At 72.6% G+C, this 20,107-nt stretch carries 18 protein-coding genes; 16 read left to right on the forward strand and 2 right to left on the reverse strand.

All coding sequences use genetic code 11. The annotated features are described in order from the left end of the window. The first annotated feature begins 102 nt into the window (after positions 1-102). Genes FJ657_RS16100 through FJ657_RS16120 form a run of 5 tightly spaced genes read left to right on the forward strand, consistent with a single transcriptional unit; the run spans position 103 to position 6,412 of the window. Positions 103-447, forward strand: coding sequence for an L-rhamnose mutarotase (locus tag FJ657_RS16100; RefSeq protein ID WP_141164734.1), 345 nt, complete (start codon positions 103-105; stop codon positions 445-447). After that, positions 444-1,610, forward strand: a complete 1,167-nt coding sequence (gene rhaI, locus FJ657_RS16105; protein WP_141164735.1) for an L-rhamnose isomerase — start codon at positions 444-446, stop codon at positions 1,608-1,610. Before FJ657_RS16100 ends, rhaI begins: the two co-directional genes overlap by 4 nt. After that, entirely contained in the window at positions 1,607-3,682 is a 2,076-nt protein-coding gene (locus tag FJ657_RS16110) for a bifunctional aldolase/short-chain dehydrogenase (RefSeq protein ID WP_439653948.1), read from the forward strand. The genes rhaI and FJ657_RS16110 overlap by 4 nt, the downstream gene beginning before the upstream one ends. Then, a complete protein-coding gene (locus FJ657_RS16115; protein ID WP_141164737.1) occupies positions 3,679-5,160 on the forward strand; it encodes a rhamnulokinase in 1,482 nt (493 codons plus the stop codon). Before FJ657_RS16110 ends, FJ657_RS16115 begins: the two co-directional genes overlap by 4 nt. A gap of 13 nt (positions 5,161-5,173) precedes the next feature. Then, positions 5,174-6,412 (forward strand): alpha-hydroxy acid oxidase, encoded by a 1,239-nt coding sequence (locus FJ657_RS16120; RefSeq protein WP_141164738.1) that lies wholly within the window; start codon positions 5,174-5,176, stop codon positions 6,410-6,412. A 21-nt stretch (positions 6,413-6,433) separates the two neighbouring features. On the opposite strand, the gene FJ657_RS16125 is transcribed toward FJ657_RS16120, so the two are convergent. Beyond that, positions 6,434-7,096 carry a TetR/AcrR family transcriptional regulator gene (locus FJ657_RS16125; RefSeq protein ID WP_141164739.1) on the reverse strand — a complete coding sequence of 221 codons (663 nt, stop codon included), beginning with the start codon at positions 7,094-7,096 and terminating at the stop codon, positions 6,434-6,436. An 83-nt stretch (positions 7,097-7,179) separates the two neighbouring features. Between FJ657_RS16125 and FJ657_RS16130 the strand changes: the two genes are divergently transcribed. The 5 genes from FJ657_RS16130 to adhP all read left to right on the forward strand — a co-directional run bounded on the left by FJ657_RS16130 (position 7,180) and on the right by adhP (position 13,092). Next, on the forward strand, positions 7,180-8,607 hold the full coding sequence (locus FJ657_RS16130; protein WP_141164740.1) for a purine-cytosine permease family protein: 1,428 nt from the start codon (positions 7,180-7,182) through the stop codon (positions 8,605-8,607). After that, positions 8,604-10,277 carry an amidohydrolase gene (locus tag FJ657_RS16135; RefSeq protein ID WP_141164741.1) on the forward strand — a complete coding sequence of 558 codons (1,674 nt, stop codon included), beginning with the start codon at positions 8,604-8,606 and terminating at the stop codon, positions 10,275-10,277. Before FJ657_RS16130 ends, FJ657_RS16135 begins: the two co-directional genes overlap by 4 nt. Before the next feature lie 120 nt (positions 10,278-10,397). Next, positions 10,398-11,357, forward strand: a complete 960-nt coding sequence (locus FJ657_RS16140) for a carbohydrate-binding family 9-like protein (RefSeq protein ID WP_219995944.1) — start codon at positions 10,398-10,400, stop codon at positions 11,355-11,357. 95 nt (positions 11,358-11,452) lie between these two features. Continuing rightward, the gene (locus tag FJ657_RS16145; protein WP_141164742.1) at positions 11,453-11,863 is read left to right on the forward strand and encodes a hypothetical protein; all 411 of its coding nucleotides are present in this window, start codon (positions 11,453-11,455) and stop codon (positions 11,861-11,863) included. A 200-nt stretch (positions 11,864-12,063) separates the two neighbouring features. Next, entirely contained in the window at positions 12,064-13,092 is a 1,029-nt protein-coding gene (gene adhP / locus FJ657_RS16150; protein WP_141164880.1) for an alcohol dehydrogenase AdhP, read from the forward strand. A 194-nt stretch (positions 13,093-13,286) separates the two neighbouring features. Here the strand turns inward: adhP and FJ657_RS16155 are convergent, their stop codons facing one another. After that, positions 13,287-13,763, reverse strand: coding sequence for an Lrp/AsnC family transcriptional regulator (locus FJ657_RS16155; protein WP_141164743.1), 477 nt, complete (start codon positions 13,761-13,763; stop codon positions 13,287-13,289). A 99-nt stretch (positions 13,764-13,862) separates the two neighbouring features. On the opposite strand from FJ657_RS16155, the gene FJ657_RS16160 reads away from it, so the two are divergent. The 6 genes from FJ657_RS16160 to FJ657_RS16185 all read left to right on the forward strand — a co-directional run bounded on the left by FJ657_RS16160 (position 13,863) and on the right by FJ657_RS16185 (position 20,098). Beyond that, positions 13,863-14,603: a YitT family protein gene (locus FJ657_RS16160; protein ID WP_255447399.1), complete on the forward strand. Its 741-nt coding sequence runs from the start codon at positions 13,863-13,865 to the stop codon at positions 14,601-14,603. Positions 14,604-14,709: 106 nt separating this feature from the next. Beyond that, the gene (locus tag FJ657_RS16165) at positions 14,710-15,471 is read left to right on the forward strand and encodes a GntR family transcriptional regulator (RefSeq protein WP_141164744.1); all 762 of its coding nucleotides are present in this window, start codon (positions 14,710-14,712) and stop codon (positions 15,469-15,471) included. Beyond that, positions 15,468-17,000, forward strand: coding sequence for an MmgE/PrpD family protein (locus tag FJ657_RS16170; protein WP_141164745.1), 1,533 nt, complete (start codon positions 15,468-15,470; stop codon positions 16,998-17,000). Before FJ657_RS16165 ends, FJ657_RS16170 begins: the two co-directional genes overlap by 4 nt. Then, positions 17,000-17,923 (forward strand): methylisocitrate lyase, encoded by a 924-nt coding sequence (prpB, locus tag FJ657_RS16175; protein WP_141164746.1) that lies wholly within the window; start codon positions 17,000-17,002, stop codon positions 17,921-17,923. Before FJ657_RS16170 ends, prpB begins: the two co-directional genes overlap by 1 nt. A gap of 138 nt (positions 17,924-18,061) precedes the next feature. Further along, positions 18,062-19,219 (forward strand): bifunctional 2-methylcitrate synthase/citrate synthase, encoded by a 1,158-nt coding sequence (locus FJ657_RS16180; protein ID WP_141164747.1) that lies wholly within the window; start codon positions 18,062-18,064, stop codon positions 19,217-19,219. Positions 19,220-19,588: 369 nt separating this feature from the next. After that, positions 19,589-20,098: an FBP domain-containing protein gene (locus FJ657_RS16185; protein WP_141164748.1), complete on the forward strand. Its 510-nt coding sequence runs from the start codon at positions 19,589-19,591 to the stop codon at positions 20,096-20,098. Positions 20,099-20,107 lie beyond the last annotated feature (9 nt).

A 20,107-nucleotide genomic window follows, 5' to 3' on the forward strand; every position in this document is an offset into this window, starting at 1 on the left:
GCGCCCGGGCCACCCCATCCACCCGCGAATCCGCCGCTGCGACAGCCGAGCTGTCGGGCAGCGCCGCCACCCGAACACCCGCACCGACCGGAGGAGAGCACCATGTCCCGCGTCTGCTTCCGCCTGCGCGTGCGACCCGAGCTCGTCGACGAGTACCGCGAGCGCCACCGCGCCGTGCCCGACGAGATGCTGCGCGAGATCGCCGCCTCGGGCCGCCGCGACTACACGATCTTCCTCGCCGACGACGGCGAGCTGGTGGGCGTCTTCACCGTCGACGACCTCGCCGCCTCCACCGCCTACCTCGCCGCCTCGCCCATCGCCACCGCGTGGGAGGCCGAGTCGGCCCACTACTTCCTCGACCTCGACGGCCGCCCCGATCAGGGGATGCGCGTGCTCGACGAGGTCTTCTCCCTCGACGACCAGCTGACCAGGAGCACCGCCTCATGACCGACTTCTCTGACATCGCCCCGCGGCTCGCGGAGCAGGCGATCGAGCTGCCCTCGTGGGCGTTCGGCAACTCGGGCACGCGGTTCAAGGTCTTCGCGCAGCCGGGCGTTCCGCGCGATCCCTTCGAGAAGATCAGCGACGCCGCGCAGGTGCACAGGCTGACCGGACTGGCGCCGAAGGTCGCGCTGCACATCCCGTGGGACAAGGTCGACGACTTCGGCGCGCTCGCCCGTCACGCCGCCGACGAGGGCGTCGCCCTCGGCACGGTGAACTCGAACACCTTCCAGGACGACGACTACAAGCTCGGCAGCGTCACCCACCGCGACGACCGCATCCGCCAGAAGGCGATCGATCACCACTTCGAGTGCATCGACGTGATGAACGAGACCGGCTCGCGCGACCTCAAGATCTGGCTCGCCGACGGCACGAACTACCCGGGTCAGGATGACGTGCGCGGCCGTCAGGACCGCCTCGCCGACTCGCTGCAGAAGATCTACGACCGCCTCGGCGACGACCAGCGCCTCGTGCTCGAGTACAAGTTCTTCGAGCCGGCGTTCTATCACACGGATGTTCCCGACTGGGGGACGAGCTACGCCCAGGTGAGCGCCCTCGGGCCGAAGGCGATGGTGTGCCTCGACACGGGTCACCACGCGCCGGGCACGAACATCGAGTTCATCGTCATGCAGCTGCTGCGCCTGGGAAAGCTCGGCAGCTTCGACTTCAACTCGCGCTTCTACGCCGATGACGACCTCATCGTCGGGGCGGCGGATCCGTTCCAGCTGTTCCGCATCCTCGTCGAGGTCATCCGCGGCGGCGGCTACGGCGCCGGCTCGGATGTCGCGTTCATGCTCGACCAGTGCCACAACGTCGAGGACAAGATCCCCGGCCAGATCCGCAGCGTGCTCAACGTGCAGGAGATGACGGCGCGCGCGCTGCTCGTCGACCGGGGCGCGCTCGACGCCGCGCAGACGGCGGGCGACGTGCTCGGCGCCCACGGCATCCTCATGGACGCCTTCTACACGGATGTGCGCCCGGCGCTCGCCGAGTGGCGCGAGTCGCGCGGGCTGCCGGCCGACCCGATGCGCGCCTACGCCGAGTCGGGCTACGGCGCGGGCATCGCGGCGTCGCGCGTCGGCGGCGAGCAGGCGGGATGGGGCGCGTGAGCGGCGACGTCATCGGCACGGACGGCGGCGCCTCGGCGGGCGGCGCGGCGAAGCACGAGCTCATCGCGCGGTCGAACCGCCTCGGCTCGGAACCGCGCATCACGAACTACGCGGGCGGCAACACCTCGGCGAAGGGCGTCGAGACCGATCCCGTCACAGGCGAGCCGGTCGAGCTGCTCTGGGTGAAGGGCTCCGGCGGAGACCTCGGCACTCTCACCGAGTCGGGCCTCGCGGTGCTGCGCCTCGACCGGCTGCGCGCGCTGCAGGGCGTCTATCCCGGCGTCGAGCGCGAAGACGAGATGGTCGCCGCCTTCGACTACTGCCTGCACGGCAAGGGCGGTGCGGCCCCGTCGATCGACACGGCCATGCACGGGCTGGTGGATGCGGCGCACGTCGACCACCTGCACCCGGATGCGGGCATCGCCTTCGCGACCGCGGCCGACGGCCCGGCGCTCACGGCGGCGGCGTTCGGCGGACGCGTGGCCTGGGTGCCGTGGCGTCGTCCCGGATTCCAGCTCGGTCTGGACATCGCCGCGATCAAGGCCGCGAACCCGGATGCGGTCGGCTGCATCCTCGGCGGCCACGGCATCACCGCCTGGGGCGACACGAGTGACGAGGCCGAGGAGCGCTCGCGCTGGATCATCGACACGGCCGAGGCCTACCTCGCCGAGCACGGCTCGGCGGAGCCCTTCGGCCCGGCGCGCGAGGGCTTCGGCGCCCTGCCTGCAGCGGAGCGGCACGCGAAGGCGGCGGCGCTCGCCGCGACGATCCGCGGCCTCGCCTCGCACGACAAGCCCATGGTCGGGCATTTCACGGATGCCGACGTCGTTCTCGACTTCCTCGCCGCGGAGAAGGCGCCCGCGCTCGCCGCGCTCGGCACGAGCTGCCCCGACCACTTCCTGCGCACCAAGGTCAAGCCGATGCTGCTCGACCTGCCGGCGGACGCGTCCGTCGAGGACTCGATCGCGCGCCTGAAGGAGCTGCACGAGGCCTACCGCGCCGACTACACCGCCTACTACGACGCCCACGCGACGGCCGAGAGTCCGGCGATGCGCGGCGCGGATCCGCTGATCGTGCTCGTGCCCGGCGTCGGCATGTTCAGCTACGGCGCGAACAAGCAGACCGCCCGCGTCGCCGGCGAGTTCTACGTCAACGCGATCAACGTCATGCGCGGCGCCGAGTCGGTGTCGACCTACACGCCGATCGACGACGCCGAGAAGTTCCGCATCGAGTACTGGGCGCTCGAGGAGGCGAAGCTGCAGCGCATGCCGAAGCCGAAGACCCACCAGGGCCGTGTCGCCTTCGTGACCGGCGCGGCATCCGGCATCGGCAAGGCGATCGCGACGCGGCTCGCCGCCGAGGGCGCCTGCGTCGTCGTGGCCGACCTCGACCTCGAGAAGGCCCAGGCGGCCGCGGCCGAGCTCGGCAGCACGGATGTCGCGATCGGCGTCGCCGCGAACGTCGCCGACGCGGCGGGGGTGCAGGCCGCGATGGATGCGACGCTGCTCGCCTTCGGCGGCATCGACCTCGTCGTGAACAACGCCGGACTGTCGCTGTCGAAGCCGCTGCTCGAGACCACCGAGAAGGACTGGGATCTGCAGCACGACGTCATGGCGAAGGGCTCGTTCCTGGTCTCGAAGGCGGCCGCGAAGGCGCTCATCGAGCAGGGGATGGGCGGCGACGTGATCTACATCTCGTCGAAGAACTCCGTCTTCGCCGGGCCGAACAACATCGCCTACTCGGCGACGAAGGCCGACCAGGCGCACCAGGTGCGCCTGCTCGCGGTCGAGCTCGGCGAGCACGGCATCCGCGTCAACGGCATCAACCCCGACGGGGTCGTGCGCGGCTCGGGCATCTTCGCCTCGGGCTGGGGCGCGAACCGCGCCGCGACGTACGGCGTCGCGGAGGAGGACCTCGGGCAGTTCTACGCGAACCGCACGATCCTCAAGCGCGAGGTCGTTCCCGAGAACGTCGCCGATGCGGTGTTCGTGCTCACGGGGCCCGAGCTCTCGCGCACGACCGGGCTCCACATCCCCGTCGACTCGGGCGTCGCCGCGGCGTTCCTGCGATGACCGGTCGATCCGGCGCCGTCGCCGCCGTCGACCTCGGGGCGACCTCGGGTCGCGTCGTCGTCGGCCGCGTCGACGGCGCCGGATCGTCGGCGCGCGTGCACCTCGACGAGGTCGCCCGCTTCGAGAACCGTCCGGTGCGCACCCTCGACGGGCTGCACTGGTCGGTGCTCGAGCTGTACCGGGATGCGGTCGAGGGCCTCGCCGCGGCCACCCGCGCCGCCCCCGACCTGGCCGGGATCGGCATCGACTCCTGGGCGGTCGACTACGCGCTCCTGCGCGGCGGGCGACTGCTCTCGACGCCCTACGCCTACCGCGACGAGCGCACGGCCGCCGCGGTTCCGCGCGTGCACGCCCGCGTCGCCGCCGACGAGCTCTACGCCCGCAACGGCCTGCAGCATCTCGACTTCACGACCCTGTTCCAGCTCGACGCCGACCGCGAGGCCGGCGTGCTCGACCTCGCCGACCGGCTGCTGCTGCTGCCCGACCTGCTCGCGCACTGGCTGACCGGGGCCGAGGTCGCCGAGCGCACGAACGCGTCGACGACGGGGCTGCTCGGCGTCGCCGCGACGTCGGCCGCGGCCGCGGGCTCGGGCGCCGCCGACTGGGACCGCGACCTCGCCGTGCGCCTCGGCATCCCGCCGCGCATCCTGCCGCCGCTGGTGGATGCCGGCACCGAGCTCGGCGCACTCACCGCGACGGCCGCGCGCGGCGTCGGAGACACGAGCGCCCGCGTGATCGCCGTCGGCTCGCACGACACCGCCTCGGCGATCGTCGCCGTGCCCGCGACCGAGCCCGGCTTCGCCTACATCTCGAGCGGCACCTGGTCGCTGGTCGGCGTCGAGACCGAGCGCGCCGTCGTGACCGAGGAGGCCCGCCGGGCCGGGTTCACGAACGAGGGCGGCGTGGATGGGCGCACCCGGTTCCTGCACAACGTCATGGGCCTCTGGCTGCTGACCGAGAGCATCCGCGAGTGGGAGCGGGAGGACGGCGGCGTGCGCCCCGAGCTCGGCGCTCTGCTCGCGGCCGCGGCCGAGGTGCCCGCCGTCAGCGTCGCCGAGTTCGACGCCGACGATCCGGCGTTCACGGCCCCCGGCGACATGCCGGCGCGCATCGCCGCCTGGCTCACGGCGCACGACCGCCCCGTGCCGGCGACCCGGCCCGAGCTCGTGCGCGCGATCCTCGCCTCGCTCGCCACCGCATCCGCCCGCGCCGTGCACGAGGCCGCCCGCCTCAGCGGCCAGCCGGTGCGGGTCGTGCACATCGTCGGCGGCGGCAGCCGCAACGCGCTGCTCTGCCAGCTCACGGCCGACGCGACCGGGCTCCCGGTCGTCGCCGGCCCGGCCGAGGCGACCGCCCTCGGCAACGTGCTCGTGCAGGCCCGCGCCCTCGGGCTCGTGCGCGGCGACCTCGAGGCGCTGCGCGCGCTCGTGATCGCGTCGAGCGAGCTCACGACCTATCGTCCTCGTACCACCCACTGAAGGATCCGCATCCATGGTCACCCGCCAGTTCCCGCGTCCCGTTGAGCTGTTCGAGCTGATGAAGTTCAAGAAGCCCGAGCTGGATGGGCGCAAGCGCCGTCTCGATTCGGCGCTGACGATCGAGGATCTGCGGCGCATCGCGAAGCGCCGCACGCCCACGGCGGCGTTCGACTACACGGACGGCGCGGCGGAGGGGGAACTGTCGCTGCGGCGGGCGCGCCAGGCGTTCCGCGATGTGGAGTTCCACCCGTCGGTGCTGCGCGACGTCTCGAAGGTCGACACGAGCTGCGAGATCTGGGGCGGGCCGTCGGCGCTGCCGTTCGGCATCGCGCCGACCGGCTTCACGCGGCTGATGCAGACCGAGGGCGAGATCGCCGGGGCCGGCGCGGCGGAGGCGGCAGGCATCCCCTTCACCCTGTCGACGCTCGGCACGACCTCGATCGAGGGCGTGAGGGCGGCGAATCCGACGGGCCGCAACTGGTTCCAGCTCTACGTCATGCGCGAGCGGAAGATCAGCTACGAGCTCGTGCGGCGGGCGGATGCGGCGGGTTTCGACACCCTGTTCTTCACGGTCGACACCCCGGTCGCCGGCGCGCGCCTGCGCGACAAGCGCAACGGCTTCTCGATCCCGCCGCAGCTGACGCCGGGCACGATCATCGACGCCCTGCCGCGCCCGTGGTGGTGGATCGACTTCCTCACCACCCCGAAGCTGGAGTTCGCCTCGCTCACCTCGACCGGCGGCACGGTCGGCGAGCTGCTGGACTCGGCCATGGATCCGACGATCTCGTTCGAGGACCTCGACGTGATCCGCGGTCTGTGGAGCGGGAACATCGTCGTGAAGGGCGTGCAGAGCGTGGCGGATGCGCGGGCTCTCGCCGACCGCGGCGTCGACGGGATCGTGCTCTCGAACCACGGCGGGCGTCAGCTGGATCGGGCGCCGATCCCGTTCCACCTGCTGCCCGAGGTCGTGCGCGAGGTCGGCAGGGACACGACCGTCGCCCTCGACACCGGGATCATGAACGGCGCCGACATCGTCTCTGCGGTGGCCCTGGGCGCGAAGTTCACGCTCATCGGGCGGGCGTACCTCTACGGCCTCATGGCCGGCGGGCGCCAGGGCGTGGATCGCACGATCGAGATCCTGCGCAGCGAGATCGAGCGCACCATGAAGCTGCTCGGCGTCGCCTCCCTCGCCGAGCTCGAGCCGCGCCACGTCACCCAGCTCGAGCGTCTCGTGCCCCGCCCCCGCGCCTGACCTGGAGCCGGCGGGCGCCGCTCAGCCGAGCGCGCGCCGCAGCGCGCCCGGCTCGAGGCCGAGCGTCCACTCGGCGACGTCCGCCACGAAGCCCCGCCGCACGGCGCCGAGCTCGGCCGAGCTGTTGATGTACGAGCCCGTGCCGTCGACCGCGAGCAGGATGCGCTGGCTCGCCGTCTCGACGTCCACCTCGGCGAAATCGCCCGAGGCGATGCCGTCGGCGAGGATGCCGCTCAGCCGCTCGCGGTCGAGCGCGTCCTGCTGCTGCAGGGCCGCATCCAGTGCCGGCACGAAGCGCGAGAGGTGCTGGGCGTTGAGCCAGAGCCGGGCGAGGGGCGCCGAGAGCCCGCGCTCCATGTGGTCGACGAAGTGCGCGAGGCGCTGGATGGGCGTGCGCTCGTCGGCCGGGAAGAACAGCTCGCGCTCGCTCGCCGAGGCGCGCGAGAAGGCCTCGACGACGAGGTCCTCCGCCGCGGGGAAGTAGTGCGTGATCAGGCCCGGCCGCACGCCGAGGCGCTCCGCGACGGCGCGCAGGGTGATGCGCTCCATGCCCGCGTCGAGGGCGATCGCGGCGGCCGCGTCGACGATCTCCTCGCGGCGCTCCTCGGGTCGCTTGCGGATGCGACCGGCGGTCGGACTCGACGCGCGGCCGGGAGGTCGGCTCGGCACGGGGCTTGACGGCATGGCATCCAGGCTATTGAATGACTGACCAACAGTCCATTGGTCGTATGGCCAATAAGCCCGCATCCTCTCCCGGAAGGACGACGATGTCCCCATCTCCGCAGCTCGAGGAGCACGTCGACTCGGCCGCCCGGCCCGAGACGCGCGGCATCGAGCTCATCGCCGACTCCGAGCGGCACGGTCGTGCGCGCGACCTGTTCCTGATCTGGGCGGCGCCCAGCTTCAGCATCCTCAACTTCACCGTCGGCGCGACCCTCGTGCTGCTCGGGCTCGAGATCTGGCAGGCGATGCTCGTGATCGTCGCCGCCTCGACGTTCTGGGTGCTGCCCGGCCTGATCGCCGTCAGCGGACCCTCGTCGGGCACCTCCGGCTCGGTCGTCACCCGCGCGATGTACGGACTTCTCGGCAACAAGGTCTTCGTCGTGCTGGTCGGCTGGTTCATCGGCGCGGTCTTCCTCGCGCTGACCTGGCTCGGCTCATCGTTCATGGGCGCCGACCTGCTGCGCCGCGTCGGCATCGACGACCCGGTGTGGACGCCGATCGCCGTCACCCTGGTGATCTCGGCCGTCACCGTGCTCGTCGCGATCTTCGGCCACGGCCTGATCCTGCGCATCTACCCGTTCATCGCGGCCGCGATCTTCGTGGTGTTCGTGCTGGTGGCGGTGTTCATCGTGCCGACCGTCGACTGGTCGTACCGCGCCCCCGAGACCCTGCACGGGGTGCCGCTCTGGGCCGCCGTCAGCGTCGGCTTCACGATCCTCGCCTCGACGCCGCTGTCGTTCATCAACAGCCCCGACATCGCGCGCTACCTGCCGCGCGAGACCCGCCCGGGCGGCATCGTCGCCGCCACGGCCCTCGGCGGAGCGCTGCCCGCGATCGTCTTCACGGCCCTCGGCGCGCTGCTCGCGACGGGACTCAGCGCGCAGCAGATCGCCGGCGGCATCGACGCCGCGCTGTTCGACACGCTGCCGGCCTGGCTCGGCCCGGTGCTCGTGATCGGCGTCGTGCTCAACACGATCGCGCTCAACGCGATGACCGCCTACACCTCGAGCATGTCGCTGCAGTCGATCGGACTGAAGCTGCAGCGCATCCCCGCGACCGTCATCGTCGGCGTCGTCGGCACCGCCCTCACGATCTACCTCGTGCTCTCGTCGAGCCTGCTCGACGCGGTCAACCTGATGATGCAGTTCCTCGTGATCGTGTCGGGCCCGTCGATGGCGGTCTTCGTCGTCGACGTCGTGCGTCGGCGCTTCGCCTACGACGGCGTGCAGCTCTTCGACGAGCGACGCGGAGGCGCGTACTGGTTCAGCGGCGGATGGTCGCTGCCCGGCGTGATCGCGGTCGTCGCCGGCGGCGCGGTCACCGCGCTGTGCCTGTCGACCGACGTCTCGACCGGACCCGTCGCCGCGGCGCTCGGCGGCATCGACCTGTCGGTGCCGCTCGGCATGCTCGCCTCGGCCGTCCTCTACGCGGTGCTCAAGCGCACCGCACTCGGAAAGGAGGCGCGGTCATGACGACCACGCTGTACACGAACGCCCGCGTCTTCACCGGTGATGACGGGGCGGGCTCGGATGCGGGAGCGACGCCGGCGGGAGCGACGCCGGCGGGTGCGGGTGCTGGCATCGACGGCGCTGCCGGCGCCGTGCTCGTCGACGGCGCCGAGATCGCCTGGGTGGGGGCCGCATCCGACGCCCCCGCCGCCAACCGCACGGTCGACCTCGACGGCCGCCTGCTCATGCCCGGCTTCACCGACGCGCACGTGCACCTGGTGATGATGGGCACCGCGATCGCGCAGGTCAACCTCGACGACGCTCGCAGCCTCCCAGAGATCCAGCAGCGGCTGCGCGCGGCGCGTGCCGCCGACCCCGACGCGACGATCCTCCGCGGGCGCGGATGGCTCTTCGACGCCGTACCCGACGGACGCCCGACCGCCGCGATGATCGACGAGGTCGTCGGCCATGTGCCCGTCTTCCTCGACGCGAACGACTACCACTCCTGCTGGGTCAACCGGGCCGCGCTCGAGGTGCTCGGCATCACGCGCGACACCCCCGACCCGCACGGCGGCGAGATCGTGCGCGACGCCGCGGGCGACGCCACGGGCCTGCTGCTCGAGACCGCCGGAACGCTGCACGCCCGCACCTACCTCGATGCGATCACCACGGATGCCGACCGGGATGCGGCGGCCGAGCGCGCGATCGAGAGCTACCTCGCCGCGGGCGTCACCGGGGTCGTCGACATGATGCTCGACGAGTACGACCTGGCCGCGCTGCAGCGGGCGGCCGAGCGTCGTGGCGGCGAGCTGCCGATCCGGGTCTCGGGGCACTGGCTGATCGAGAACCGCGGCGACGACGCCGCGAACCTCGCGCAGGTGGCGCGCGCAGCGGAGCTGGCCGCGGCATCCGCGTCGTCGTGGCTGCGGGTCATCGGCATCAAGCTCGTGCTCGACGGCGTCATCGACGCCTGCACGGCCGCGATGCGGAACCCCTACAGCGACGGCTCGAACGCCGGACCCATCTGGCCGCTCGAGCAGCTCGCGCCCGTCGTCGTGGCGGCGGATGCGGCGGGCCTGCAGATCGCCCAGCACGCGATCGGCGACCGGGCCAGCGACATCGCGCTCGACGCGCTCGAACGCGCGATCGACGTCAACGGCGACCGGCCGCGCCGGCACCGCATCGAGCACCTCGAGTACGCGGCGCCCGAGACCCCGGCGCGGATGGCGCGGCTCGGGGTGACCGCATCCATGCAGCCCGTGCACTCCGACCCGGCGATCTTCGCGAACTGGGCGGCGATGCTCGGCGACGAGCGGGTCGAGCGCGCCTTCCCGTGGCCGGAGTACGAAGACGCCGGGGCGCTGCTCGCCTTCGGAACCGACGCGCCCACGGCGCCCTACGCGGCGCTCGCGAACATGTACGTCGCGACCACCCGCGCCTCGGCGCTCGACCGCGCGGTGCCGGCGACGCATCCGCAGTTCGCCCTTCCGCTCGAGCGTGCGCTCGGCCACGCGACCCGCGATGCCGCCGCGTCGATCGGCGACGGTTCATGGCGCGGACGGATCGCGCCCGGATTCGCCGCCGATCTGATCGTGCTCGACCGCGATCCCTTCGTCGAGGGCCCCGACTCGCTGCTCGAGGCTCGGGTCGTGGAGACGATCGTCGCGGGGCGGACGCGCTATCGCGCGGAGTGAGCGCGAGCGGATGCGCGGGCGGACGGCTGGCTCGCGGCGCGACTCGGGCGGGCGGCGCGACCCGGGCGACCCGGGTTACCGGCGCGTGACCTCGGCGGGGCGGCGGGCTAGCCTCCCGGCATGAGCGACGCGAGCGGGATGGCGGACGGCCCGGGCGGCCCGGAGGAGTCGGGGGACGCGGTCTTCGCGGTCGAGGGCGTCGAGAAATCGAGCGAGCGGCTGTCGGTCGCCGCTCCGCCGGAGTACACGGCGCTGCGGGTCACCGAGCCGCCGGCCCTCGACGGACGCCTCGCCGCACCGTGCTGGCAGCGCGCCCCGCGCTCGCCGCGGTTCGTCGATCTCGTGAGCGGCGCATCCACCGCCCTCGCGACCGAGGCCGCGATCCTCTGGGACGACGAGCATCTCTACGTCGGATGCTGGGTCGAGCAGCCGGAGGTCACGGCGACGCTGACCGAGCGCGACAGCGAGATCTGGCGCGACGACGACGTCGAGCTGTTCATCGCCGGGCCGGATGCCGCGGGCGAGGGGCCCGCGGGGCGCGGCGCGTACTACGAGCTCGAGATCAACGCGCTGGGCACGATCTACGAGGTGCTCTTCGCCTGGGGTCGGTCGCGCACGCCGTTCGGGCCGGACTCCCCGCCCGAGCTGCACGCCGACCACCCGCAGGCCCTCGCGTTCGACGGCGTCGGCTACGCGCATCCGGGCGGACTGCGCACCGGGTTCTGGGGCTGGGATCTGCCCGGGCTCCGCACCGCCGTGCACGTCGACGGCACCCTGAACGACCCGTCGAAGGTCGACCGCGGGTGGAGCGTCGAGATCGCCGTGCCGTGGTCGTCCCTCGAGGTGCTGGCGCGGGCGGATGCCGAGGCCGCCCCGCCCGCCCCGCCTGCCCCGCTCGCCCCGCGCTTCGCCGTGCCGCCGAACCCCGGCGACGCCTGGCGCATCGAGGTCTCGCGCTTCAACGTCGCGAAGCACGGCCCCGACGACTCGGGCGGCTGGTCGTGGAGCCCGCACGGCGTCTGGGATTCTCACCTCCCCGAGCTCTTCCCCCGCGTCCGCTTCGGCGCCGACGAGGTCTGACCCGCGCCCGTCACCGTGGCCTCTCAACGCGGGCGGTGACGATCTCTCGTGAATCGCTAGCGTGGGGACCAACCTTGAGAATGCGACCCCGTCCCGTGACCGATCCCCGACCCGGCCCGCGCCGGTCCGATGTCTGGCTCGCCGTCGAGCCCCGATCCGCGCGACGCCGACCGGCCCCACGCCCGCGGTGGGCCCGGCTGCTCTGGACCGTCCCGCTCGTGCTGCTGCTCGGTGCGGTCGGATTCGTCGTGGGAACCCTCGGCTGGTGCGGCGATGACGCGCTCGGCTGTCGATCCGGCGTGCACGCCGCGCTCGAGTCGGCCATCACCGCGCTCGCGTCAGCGGTCGTGACGGCGGTGCTCATCGGGCTGGTCTCCGCCGCAGCCGTCCAGGTCGGGGCCGTGTCGCGCCGTCGCATCGGCGTCGCAGCCGGCGCCGCCTATCTCGTTCTCGCCATCGGCTATCTGGTGGTGACTCTCGGCATCCACGGGGGGATCGGCGGGTAGCGGTTCGACGAGTCGGCGCCGCCCCGCCGGTGCAGGCGTTGCATCCGGACCGCAACCGCCCGCAACCCCGGCCTGCCTACCGTCGGCGGTGCCGCATCCCCCTTCGACGCGGCGCCACCACGACAAGGAAGTCTGGAGAGTCGATGTCGACCACGATCCCCGCCCCCGCCGCCCAGCGCGGCGCCGTCCCCTCGGGCACCATGCGCGCCGCTGTCGTCACCGCGCCGGGCGCCCCGCTGACGATCGCCGAGGTGCCCATCCCGACGCCCGGTCCGCACCAGGCGCTCGTGAAGGTGCACACGACCGGCGTCTGCCACACCGACCTGCACGCCGCCAAGGGCGACTGGCCGGTCGCGCCGAAGGGCGACCTCATCCCCGGACACGAGGGCTACGGCGAGGTCGTCGCGCTCGGCGACGACGTCACGCTGCTCGAGGTCGGCCAGATCGTCGGCAACGCCTGGCTGTGGTCGGCGTGCGGCAACTGCCAGTACTGCCGCACCGGCTGGGAGACGCTCTGCGAGGAGCAGCAGAACGGCGGCTACAGCGTCGACGGCAGCTTCGGCGAGTACATGCTGGTGGATGAGAAGTTCGCCGCCCGCATCCCCGCCGGAGCCGACCCGGTCGAGGTCGCGCCTGTGCTGTGCGCCGGCGTCACGGTCTACAAGGGACTCAAGATGACCCAGGCCCGCCCGGGCGAGTGGGTCGTCATCTCGGGCATCGGCGGGCTCGGCCACATCGCCGTGCAGTACGCGGTCGCGATGGGGCTGCGCGTCGCCGCGGTCGACATCGACGACGCCAAGCTCGCCCTCGCGAAGAAGCACGGCGCCGAGCTGGTCGTCAACGCGGCCGAGCACGACCCCGCCGAGTACATCCAGGCGCACACCGGCGGAGCCCACGGCGTGCTCGTCACGGCCGTGCACCCGAAGGCCTTCGGCCAGGCGCTCGGCGTCGCCCGCCGCGGTGCGACGATCGTCTTCAACGGCCTGCCGCCGGGCGACTTCCCGGCGAACATCTTCGACATCGTGCTGCGCGCCATCACGATCCGCGGATCCATCGTCGGCACCCGCCAGGACCTCGCCGAGGCGCTCGAGTTCTACGCGCAGGGCAAGATCCACCCGACCGTGGCCGTCGAGTCGATCGACGACATCAACGACATCTTCGAGCGCATGGAACGCGGCCAGATCGACGGCCGCATCGTCATGCGCTTCGACGGGGCGTCGGCCGCCTGAGTCGCGGATCCGGTGGTCGCGTCGGGTCCGCAGGCTGACGCGACCGCCGGGCGGAGAGGGGATGCGCATCCTCTCTCCGCCCTCACGACCGGGCCGGGCGGCTCATCACGCCCGGCCCGCACTCGACCCCGCGGCGCGCCTCGACCGCTCCGTGCCCGCCTCGCGCCGTCGGGATGTGCGGAACGCGCGCGGGGTCAGCCCTCGCCCGACGCGCGGCGGTCGAGCAGCGGGGCCACACGCAGCGGCAGCGCCTCGGTGAGCACGATCGCCGTGCTCGAGCGCAGCACGCCGGGTGTCTCGAGCATCGCGTTCGTGACGCGGTAGAGGTCGGCGGTGTCGCGCGCGACGACCCGCACGAGCGCATCCGCCCGCCCGGAGGTCGCGTTGATCTCGATCACCTCGGGGATGCGCGCCAGCTCGGTGAGCGCCGGCTGCGCGTTGCCCTGGCTCACGACGACCTCGACGAACGCGACGAGGTCGTAGCCGAGGGCGCGCGGATCGACGCGGGCGCCGGGCGTCGCGAGCACCCCGTCGCGCTGCAGCCGGGCGAGCCGCGCGGTGACCGTGTTGCGGGCGACGCCGAGCGTCGCGGAGAGCGCGACCGTCGTCGCCGCGGGGTCGTCGTCGAGGGCACGCAGGATGCGGGCGTCGAGCTGATCGATGCGATCCATGTGCGCATTCTGCTCAGTCAGCCACAGCAGAGCAAGCAGATCGATGCATCCGGGCCGGATCGGTGGAGCCTCACGCGCACCTGCGTCGATGATCGACGCGTGACCCTCCGCATCCCGTTCCCGCGCTGGGCCACCCCCGCGGTCCCGGCCTCCGTTCCGTCGGCGCACGAGCCGGCCCGTCCGCACCTCTCGGGACCGGGGCATCCCGACGCACCGGCGCCGCATCCCGAACCGGCCCCAGCCATCCCGATCCCGCACGGCCGTGTCGAAGACGTCGCCGGTCTGCTCGTCGGCGTCGTGCTGGTCTCCCTCGGACTCTTCGTGCTCAAGGCGGGCGGTGTCGTCACCGGCGGAACCGCGGGCGTCGCGCTGACGATCAGCTACGCGACGGGATGGTCGTTCCCGCTGCTGTTCGCGCTCGTCAACCTGCCCTTCCTCGCTCTCGCGATCGGCCGCCGCGGCTGGAGCTTCACGCTGCGCTCGCTGCTCTGCATCGTCGGCGTCTCGCTCGGCGCCGCCGGTCACGCGCTGCTCTGGCCGCCGGTCGAGCTGCCGCCGATCTACGCCGCGATCGCGGGCAACGTGCTGTGCGGAATGGGGGTGCTGGCGCTGTTCCGGCACAAGTCGAGCGTGGGCGGGTTCGGCATCCTCGCGCTGATCCTGCAGGACCGCTTCGGCTGGCGCGCCGGCTGGCTCATGCTCGCCATGGACGCGGCGGTGCTCGTCGTCGCCCTCACCGTCCTGCCGCCCCTCGTCTTCGCGGTCTCGGCCGCCGGAGCCATCGTGCTCAACGGCATCGTCGCCCTCAACCACCGCCCCGGTCGCTACACGGGCGGCTGATCGCGCTCAGGTTCATCCGGGCGCCTCGGTATACAGGACGTGAATCGAAGCCGTCTTCAATGGCGCAGGATGCACGCTCGGGATACAGAAGCGTAGGGTGTCCCCGATGCGTGCGAGCGAGGCGGCCTACGAGCGACTGCGGGATGACATCGTCACCTGGCGTCGCCGCCCCGGCTCGGTGCTGAGCGAGATCGACCTCGCGGCCGAGCTCGGCGTCTCGCGCACGCCGCTGCGCTCGGCGCTCGCCCGACTCTCGATGGAAGGCCTCGTCGACACCTCCCGCCGCACGGCTGTGGTCTCCGCCGTGTCGGCCGACGGCGTGCGCGAGCAGTTCGAGGTGCGCGAGCCGCTCGAGGTGCAGGCCGGACGCCTCGCGGCCCGCCGCGGCGAGCCGGCCGTCTTCGCGACGCTCGCCGATCGCTTCGCGGCGGCGGCATCCACGCTCGACGAGGGCGGCGTCGACGCGTATTACGCGGTCGTGGCCGACTTCGATGCGGCGGTGGCGGATGCGGTGGGCAACTCCGCGCTGCGGGCCGCGCTCGCAGGCATCCGCACCCACCTGCAGCGCGCCCGCCGCAACGCGGCCGACGACGCCGACCGGCTGCTGCGCGCGGCCGAGGAGCACCGGCTGATCTGCGCCGCGATCCGCGATCGCGACGAGGTGCTCGCCGCCTCCGCGACGACCGTGCACCTGCGCGCCTCGCTCGCCCACCTGCTCGCGACCCTCGACCGCGCCGAGTCGGCATCCGCCGCCGCGACGGCCGCGGCACCGGCGCCGACGCCGATGCCGGGCGCCGCGTCCGCCGCGCCGACGCCGGGCGCCGCCCCTGCTTCCCCCGCATCCGCCCCGACGAAAGGCCGCCCATGAACATGCACCCCCTGCGCGTCTACCGCAGCGAGGAGCCGCTGCCCCGCGAGCAGCAGCTGGCGTGGAAGGTCGCCGAGGTCGCCGCCGACCCGGTCGCCGTCGAGCCGGAGGTGGTCGACATGATCATCAACCGCGTGATCGACAACGCCGCCGTCGCGACCGCGAGCCTCGGCCGCGCGCCCGTCGTCGCCGCGCGCGGGCAGGCCGAGGCGAACCCGAAGACCCCCGGCGCCACCGTGTTCGGCGTCGACCCGAGCGGCACGGGCGCCACCCGCTTCAGTCCCGAGTGGGCCGCCTTCGCGAACGGCGTGGCCGTGCGCGAGCTCGACTTCCACGACACCTTCCTCGCGGCCGACTACTCGCACCCGGGCGACAACATCCCGCCGATCCTCGCTGTCGCGCAGCACACCGGGAGGGATGGCGCCGCCTTCGTGCGCGGCGCCGCGACCGGCTACGAGATCCAGGTCGACCTGGTGAAGGCCATCTCGCTGCACAAGCACAAGATCGACCACGTCGCGCACCTCGGCCCGAGCGCCGCCGCCGGCATCGGCACGCTGCTCGGCCTCGACCCGGCCGTGATCTACCAGGCGATCGGGCAGGCGCTGCACACGACCACGGCGACCCGGCAGTCGCGCAAGGGCGAGATCTCCACGTGGAAGGCCTACGCCCCCGCCTTCGCCGGCAAGATGGCGATCGAGGCCGTCGACCGGGCGATCCGCGGGCAGAGCAGCCCGAGCCCGATCTGGGAGGGCGAAGACGGCGTGATCGGCTGGCTGCTCGACGGGCCGGATGCGCGCTATGAGGTCCCGCTTCCGGCCGCGGGCGAGGCGAAGCGCGGCATCCTCGACACGTACACGAAGGAGCACTCGGCCGAGTACCAGGCGCAGGCCTGGATCGACCTGGCCCGCAAGCTCGGAACCGAGCATCCCGAGCTGCGCGACCCCGCGAACGTGGCGAGCATCCTCATCGCCACGAGTCACCACACGCACTACGTGATCGGCTCGGGCGCGAACGACCCGCAGAAGTACGACCCGACCGCGAGCCGCGAGACGCTCGACCACTCGGTGCCGTACATCTTCGCCGTCGCCCTGCAGGACGGCATCTGGCACCACGCCGACTCCTACGCCCCCGAGCGGGCGGGCCGCCCCGACACGGTCGCGCTGTGGCACAAGATCACGACGACCGAGGATGCGGAGTGGACGCGCCGCTACCACTCGATCGATCCGGCTGAGAAGGCCTTCGGCGGTCGCGTCGAGATCGAGTTGACCGATGGACGCCGCATCGTCGACGAGATCGCGGTGGCGGATGCGCATCCGCTCGGCGCTCGGCCCTTCGCCCGCGCCGACTACGTGCGCAAGTTCCGCGAGCTGGCCGAGCCGGTGCTCGCCGGCGCGGAGATCGAGCGCTTCCTGGCGCTGGCCGAGCGCCTGCCCGAGCTGACCGCCGCCGAGCTCGGCGGGCTCACCGTCAGCGTGACCGAGGGCTCCCCGATCGGCGCCCTGCCCGACTCCCCGAAGGGACTGTTCTGATGCTGCAGTCGACGCTCCCGCCGCACGAGAAGCGTGCGGCGTTCCGGGCCGCGCTCGCGAGCGGGAAGCTGCTGCGGCTGCCCGGCGCCTTCAATCCGCTGAGCGCGCAGCTGATCCAGGAGAAGGGCTTCGAGGGCGTCTACGTCTCGGGCGCCGTGCTCAGCGCCGACCTCGGCCTGCCCGACATCGGCCTGACGACGCTGACCGAGGTGTCGCAGCGTGCGGGCCAGATCGCGCGCGTCACCGACCTGCCGACGCTGGTGGATGCCGACACCGGCTTCGGCGAGCCGATGAACGTCGCGCGCACGGTGCAGCTGATGGAGGATGCGGGCGTCGCCGGCATCCACATCGAAGACCAGGTGAACCCGAAGCGCTGCGGCCACCTCGACGGCAAGGAGGTCGTGGACGAGTCGACCGCGCTGAAGCGCATCGCGGCCGCGGCGGCCGGGCGACGCGACGCGAACTTCCTGATCATGGCGCGCACCGACATCCGCGGCGTCGCCGGGGGAGAGCAGGGGCTGCGCGACGCCGTCGACCGGGCCAAGGCGCTGGTGGATGCGGGCGCCGACGCGATCTTCCCCGAGGCGATGGCGACGCTCGAGGAGTTCGCCGCGATCCGCGCCGCGGTCGACGTGCCGGTGCTGGCGAACATGACCGAGTTCGGCAAGAGCGAGCTCTTCACGGTGGAGCAGCTCGCGAGCGTCGGCGTGAACCTGGTGATCTTCCCGGTGTCGCTGCTGCGCCTGGCGATGGGCGCCGCCGAGCGCGGGCTCGACGCGCTTGCGGCCGAGGGCTCGCTGCAGAGCCAGGTGCCGAGCATGCAGACCCGCGCCCGCCTCTACGAGCTCGTCGACTACTCCGGCTACTCGGAGTTCGACGCGGGCATCTTCACCTTCGACCTCACGAACAACCGTCAGGCCTGAGGATGCGCGGCGCCGGGCTGAGCGCCGGGCGAGAGCCGCGCATCCATCCTGTGAACCGTGCGCCCGTGGGCGCACACTGACCTAGACCGCCGCCCGCACCGGGCGCATCCGCCTCACGAGGCCCCGCGAAGGAGCGACATGACCGACACGACCGACATCAAGAAGGGCCTCGCGGGCGTCGTCGTCGACACGACCTCGATCTCGAAGGTCAACCCCGAGACGAACTCGCTGCTGTACCGCGGCTATCCCGTGCAGGAGCTGGCGGCGTCGCTCTCCTACGAGCAGGTCGCCTGGCTGATCTGGCACGGCGAGCTGCCGAGCGAGGCCGAGCTGGCGGAGTTCACGGCACGCGAGCGGGCCGGCCGCGCCCTGGCCGACAACGTGAAGGCGGCGATCGATCTGACGCCGACGAGCGCGCATCCGATGGATGTCGTGCGCACCGCCGTCAGCGTTCTCGGCGCGAACGACCCGCAGACCGCCGACGCGAGCCGTGAGGCGAATCTGGCGAAGTCGGAGCGGCTGTTCGCGGCGATCCCGGCGATCGTCGCCTACGACCAGCGTCGCCGCCACGGACTCGACGTGGTCGCGCCGCGCGACGACCTCGACTACTCGCGCAACTTCCTCTGGATGACCTTCGGCGACGAGCCGAGCGACGCGGCCGCCGAGGCGTTCCGGGTGTCGATGGTGCTCTACGCCGAGCACTCCTTCAACGCCTCGACCTTCACGGCGCGCGTCGTCACGTCGACGCTCGCCGACCTGCACTCGGCGGTCGTCGCGGCGATCGGCGCTCTCAAGGGCCCGCTGCACGGCGGCGCGAACGAGGCCGTGATGGACGTCTTCGACGAGATCGGCTCGGCCGACGGCGCCGAGGCGTGGCTGGATGCGGCGCTCGCCGAGAAGCGCAAGATCATGGGCTTCGGCCACCGCGTCTACAAGAACGGCGACTCGCGCGTGCCGACGATGCAGGCCGCTTTCGAGAAGCTCGTCGAATCGGGCGAGTTCCGCGGCGCCGGCGGCGCCGAGGTCCCCGCTGACCGCGGGCCGGAGCTCGTCGCGCTCTACCACCGCCTCGCCGACGCGATGGATGCGAAGAAGAGCATCAAGCCGAACCTCGACTACCCGAGCGGCCCGGCCTACCACCTGCTCGGCTTCGACACGAAGACGTTCACGCCGCTGTTCGTGGCCGCGCGCGTCGTCGGCTGGACGGCGCACGTGATGGAGCAGCTCGAGGCGAACGCCCTCATCCGCCCGCTCTCGCAGTACGTCGGCCCCGACGAGCGCCACTTGGGGGAGTAAGAAGCGGGTCTCGGATCGGGGCATCGTGGCGGGCAGCAGACGGCGGATGTGCCGGCGCGGGGTTGACGCGCGGGCGTAGCCTGGAGGCGTGAAGAACGGGAACACGACGCCCCACGGGCGTGAGGAGGTCGCCGGCGCGTTCTGCGCCGGCACCAGGTAGTCGCGGTCTCGCGACCCCGCGCATCCACCTCTCCTCCCGTCCGGCTCGCATCTCGACGGCCCGCATCCCGAACCGCTCGCGCGCGCGACCCCGCGTCGCCCCGGTCCCGGATGACGCTGCCCTCGTGCGCGCGCAGCGTCGCCGTCGTGTCGCCGGACTCCGTTCACGCCGCGCCTTCGCGCGCAGCGGATCCGAAAGGCCTCACTCCCATGTTCCCCATCGATGAGCAGGCGCTCCGCGCCTCCTTCGTCAACGCCTCCCGCAAGGAGGTCGCCTCGCTGACCCTGCCCGAGCTCGACGAGATCGACTTCGGTCAGCTCGACTACCTCGGCTGGCGCGACCGCAAGCTCGCCCGCCGCGCCTACCTGGTGCTGCCGGTGCCCGACGAGACCGCCCCCGACGGGCAGGGTCTGGTCGGCGTCCTGCTGCGTCAGGCCGACGCCGCCCCGCGCACCCGTGCGCAGTGCTCGTGGTGCCAGGATGTGCGCCTGCCCAACGACGTCGTCTTCTTCAGCGCGAAGCGCGCCGGCGCCGCGGGCCGCAAGGGCGACACCCTCGGCACCCTGCTCTGCTCGGAGTTCGAGTGCTCGGCGAACGTCCGCACCCCGCCGCCGCCGGCCTACATCGGCTACGACATCGAGGCCGCGAAGCGCGAGCGGATGCAGCGCCTGGCCGAGCACGCCGCGAACTTCGCGCGGGCGGTCACCGCGGGCGAGTGACGGCCGCGC

The sequence above is a fragment of the Schumannella soli genome (genome assembly GCF_006517435.1).
Classification (GTDB): domain Bacteria; phylum Actinomycetota; class Actinomycetes; order Actinomycetales; family Microbacteriaceae; genus Schumannella; species Schumannella soli.